This window comes from Propylenella binzhouense, from assembly GCF_009866965.1.
Taxonomy (GTDB): domain Bacteria; phylum Pseudomonadota; class Alphaproteobacteria; order Rhizobiales; family Afifellaceae; genus Propylenella; species Propylenella binzhouense.
The window spans coordinates 1-3838 of sequence record NZ_SPKJ01000176.1 but is presented as its reverse complement, the minus strand read 5'-3'; the positions used below and the strand labels follow the sequence as shown (position 1 = coordinate 3838).

At 68.7% G+C, this 3838-nt stretch carries 4 protein-coding genes; all 4 read left to right on the top strand.

Annotation, left to right across the window (positions count from 1 at the left end; genetic code table 11):
• Positions 1 to 663, top strand: a 663-nt coding sequence (locus tag E4O86_RS22465; RefSeq protein ID WP_246206565.1) for a thiamine pyrophosphate-dependent enzyme, incomplete at its 5' end; no start/stop codon positions are given.
• Positions 664 to 717: 54 nt separating this feature from the next.
• A complete protein-coding gene (locus E4O86_RS22460) occupies positions 718 to 1680 on the top strand; it encodes a Bug family tripartite tricarboxylate transporter substrate binding protein (RefSeq protein WP_161142772.1) in 963 nt (320 codons plus the stop codon).
• Between the two features lie 132 nt (positions 1681 to 1812).
• Positions 1813 to 2259: a tripartite tricarboxylate transporter TctB family protein gene (locus tag E4O86_RS22455; protein ID WP_161142771.1), complete on the top strand. Its 447-nt coding sequence runs from the start codon at positions 1813 to 1815 to the stop codon at positions 2257 to 2259.
• On the top strand, positions 2256 to 3773 hold the full coding sequence (locus tag E4O86_RS22450; protein WP_161142770.1) for a tripartite tricarboxylate transporter permease: 1518 nt from the start codon (positions 2256 to 2258) through the stop codon (positions 3771 to 3773). The genes E4O86_RS22455 and E4O86_RS22450 overlap by 4 nt, the downstream gene beginning before the upstream one ends.
• The last annotated feature ends 65 nt before the right edge of the window (positions 3774 to 3838 follow it).

The window sequence follows — 3838 nt, the reverse complement described above, 5'->3', positions numbered from 1 at the left end:
GCGCGGCCGGCGCGCGCGCCGCGGCCGGCGCCCGAGGCGCGCTACACCGCCGGACCGGGCGAGGAGATCGCGCCGCGCGACATCGAGGTGGCGCTCGTCAAGCTGCGCGGCGACCGTCCGATGACGCTCGCGCATGTGCCGATCGGCTGGGCCGGCGACCTCTACCCGTTCGCCGGGCCGCTCGACTTCCTGGGCCATGACGGCGGCGCCGGCCTCGCCGCCGGGCCGGGCAACACCGTCGGCGCGGCGCTCGCGCTGAAGGACGACCCGCGCATCGTGGTCTCCGTCCTCGGCGACGGCGACTTCATGCAGGGCTGCACGGCGCTCTGGACGGCCGCGCATTACGAGATCCCGGCGCTCTTCATCGTCTCCAACAACCGCTCGAACTTCAACGACGAGATCCACCAGGAGACGGTGGCGAAGGCGCGCAACCGCCCGGTCGAGAACCGCTGGATCGGCCAGCGGATCGACGACCCGGCACTCGACCTCGCGGCGCTGGCGCGCGCGCAGGGCGTCGCCGCCGAAGGTCCGGTGCGCGACCATGCCGGCCTCGAGGCCGCGATCCGGCGCGGCTTCGACGAGGTGGCGGCCGGAAAGCCCTACCTGATCGACGTGCACGTGGCGGCCGGCTATGCGAGTACGCCGCTGTCGCGCGGCGAATAGATACGAACAAGAAGACCACAACAAACGAAGCGACTGGAGAGGAAGGGAACCACAATGAGACGCCTCATCGCACTGGCCGTCGGCGCCGTCCTGGCGAGCACGACCGCCGTCATGGCCCAGGACAGCTACCCCGAAAAGCCGATCACGATCCTCGTGCCCTTCGCGCCCGGCGGCATCGTCGACATCGCCGCGCGGATCGTCGGGGAAGGCCTGACGCAGAAATGGGGCCAGCAGGTCATCGTCGAGAACCGCACGGGCGGCAACGGCTTCATCGCGGCGCAGGCGGCGGCCCGGGCGGAGCCCGACGGCTATACGCTGCTCGCGGCCGAGCCGCTCGTCAGCGTCATCAACGAGCTGATCTTCGAGACCACGCCGTACAAGATCGCGGAGGACTTCGTCCCGATCACGACGATGACGGCCACGCCGCTCGTCATCGCCGCCAGCACGCAGTCGGGCCTCGGCTCGATGGCGGACCTGATCGAGCAGTCCAAGGCGAAGCAGATGAACTTCTCCTCCCCGGCGAACGGATCGCTGAACCAGCTGGTCGGCGAGTGGATCGCGGTGAAGGCCGGCCTGAAGCTCCGTCACATCGGCTATCGCGGGGGTGCCCCGGCGGCGGCCGCGGTCGCGAGCAACGAGGTGCCCTTCGGCGTCCTCGCCTATTCGTCCTCGCGTCCCTATGTCGAGGCCGGCAAGGTCAAGCTTCTCGCCGTCGCCGAAGCGAAGCGCATCGACCTCGAGCCGGAGCTTCCGACGCTGATCGAGAGCGGCCTCTCCGATCTCGACGCCACCCAGTGGACCGGGCTCTACGCCCCCGCCGGCACGCCCGCGGCCATCGTCGACAAGCTGCAGAAGGCCGTCGTCGAGATCCTCGCTTCGCCGGACGCGCAGGCAAAGCTCAAGGCCAACGGCGCTTCGCCCTATCCGAGCACGTCCGCGGAATTCACCGCGAGCCTCGCGAAGCAGCGGACGCAGTTTGCCGAGATCGTCAAGGCGGCGGGACTCAAGGGCCGCTGACGCCTCGGGGCGTGGTATGACGCCTTCCGAAACGCGGACGGGCAGCCCGCCAACGGGCTGCTTCCGATTCGCGGACATAGGAGACGGCACGCGCCTGCCCGCCGTGCCCATTCGCCAAGGGGAGCGAATCCGTTGCTGACGCTACCCAGAAAGAACCTGCTCGCAGGTCTGTTCTGCATCCTGCTCGGTGCCTTCATCGCCTGGCGCGGCCGCAGCTACGGGATCGGAACGCTGGAAGCGCCGGATCCCGGATTCTTCCCGGTCGCGCTCGGCACGATCCTGTTCCTGTGCGGCGTCGGCCTTTCGATCGGCGCGCTGAAGCAGCCGGATGTCGGGGTGGAACTGAACCTCCGGCCCTATTTGCTGATCCCGGCGGCGCTCGTCCTGTTCGCCGTGACGATCGACCGCTTCGGCCTGATCCCCTCGGTCGCGCTGGTCACGATCGTGGCGACTCTGAGCCTGCGCGGCCACAGCCTCCGGGCCGTGCTTTTCCTCACCTGCTGCATGATCGCACTCGTCTACGTGGTCTTCGTGCTGATGCTGAGCATGCCGCTCAAGCCGTTCATGTGGCGGCCATGACGGCGTTCCTCCAAAACATCGACCTGGCACTGTCGACGGCGCTCGCCTTCGACAACCTCGTCTATTGCATGCTCGGGGTGACGCTCGGGATGATCGTGGGCGTGCTGCCCGGGATCGGCCATTTCGCCGCCATCACGATGCTGATGCCGCTGACCTTTCACGCGCCGCCCACTGCTTCGCTGGTCATGCTGGCGGGCATCTATTACGGCGCCCAGTATGGCGGCTCGGTGGCCTCCATCCTGCTCAACCTGCCCGGGACCGCCTCCACCGCCGTCACCTGCCTCGACGGCTACCCGATGGCGCAGCAGGGCCGGGCGGGCGTCGCGCTGTTCATGACGACGTTCGCGTCTTTCCTCGGCAGCATCCTGGCGATCGTCGCGCTCGTCGCGCTGGCGCCGCCGCTCGCCGCGGTCGGCCTGAAATTCATCTCCGCCGACTATTTCTCCATGATGGTGCTGGGGCTCGTCGCCACCGCGATCCTGGTGAAGGGCAGTCCGCTCCTCGGCGTCGCCTCGGTGGTCATCGGCCTCATGCTGGGCCTGGTCGGCACCGACGTGAACACCGGCATGATACGCTTCACCTTCGGCATCCCGCAGCTCTTCGACGGCGTCAGCATCGTGGCGCTCGCCATGGCGCTTCTCGGGCTTTCGGAAGTGATTTCGAGCGCGGGACTGAAGGAGGAACACGTGAAGATGGGCCAGCGCGTGACCCTGCGCTCGCTGATGCCCACCGCCGCGGACCTCCGCCAGAGCTGGTGGCCGATCCTGCGCGGCAGCCTGGTCGGCATCGGCGTGGGCGTCCTGCCGGGTGCCGGCGGCGGCTCGATGGCCTCCTTCATGGCCTATGCGGTCGAAAAGCGCATCTCCAGGACGCCGCACCGCTTCGGCCAGGGCGCCATCGAGGGCATCACCGGGCCGGAGGCCGCCAACAACGCCACCGCGCAGGCGGCGTTCATTCCGACCCTGACGCTCGGAATTCCCGGCGACGCGGTGATGGCGCTCATGCTGGGCGCGCTCCTCATCCACGGCATCCAGCCCGGCCCGCGCGTCGTCACCGAGAATCCCGAACTGTTCTGGGGGCTGGTCGGCAGCTTCTTCGTCGGCAACGTCCTGCTGCTGATCCTCAACATCCCGCTCATCCAGATCTGGGTGAAGATCCTCCAGATCCCCTATCGCTTCCTGTTTCCCTCGGTGGTCACGCTGATCGCGGTGGGCGTCTATTCGATCTCCCATTCCTATGTCGACGTGCTCTCGGTCGCGCTGTTCGCGCTGGTCGGCTACATCATGGTGCTGATCGGCTTCGAGCCGGCGCCGATCCTGCTCGGCTACATTCTCGGCCCGCTGCTGGAGGAGAATTTCCGCCGGACCATGATGCTGACCGGGGGCGACCTGCTGGTCTTCGTAGAGCGGCCGGTGAGCGCGGCCTTCCTCGGCGTCTCGCTGCTGATCGTCCTCTGGACGCTCCTTCCGGCCCTGAAGGCGCGCAGCAAGCCGCAGCCGGAGGCCGCCGGCTAGCGCCCGGGCCGGGGCCGCGCGCCCCCGCGTTCCGCCGCCCAAACCGCGCAGCGCCCGGGCCGCCG

Excerpts from the sequence above, each read along its gene's own strand:
- E4O86_RS22460 (WP_161142772.1), top strand. The coding sequence starts at position 718 with ATGAGACGCCTCATCGCACTGGCCGTCGGCGCCGTCCTGGCGAGCACG.
- E4O86_RS22450 (WP_161142770.1), top strand. The coding sequence starts at position 2,256 with ATGACGGCGTTCCTCCAAAACATCGACCTGGCACTGTCGACGGCGCTC.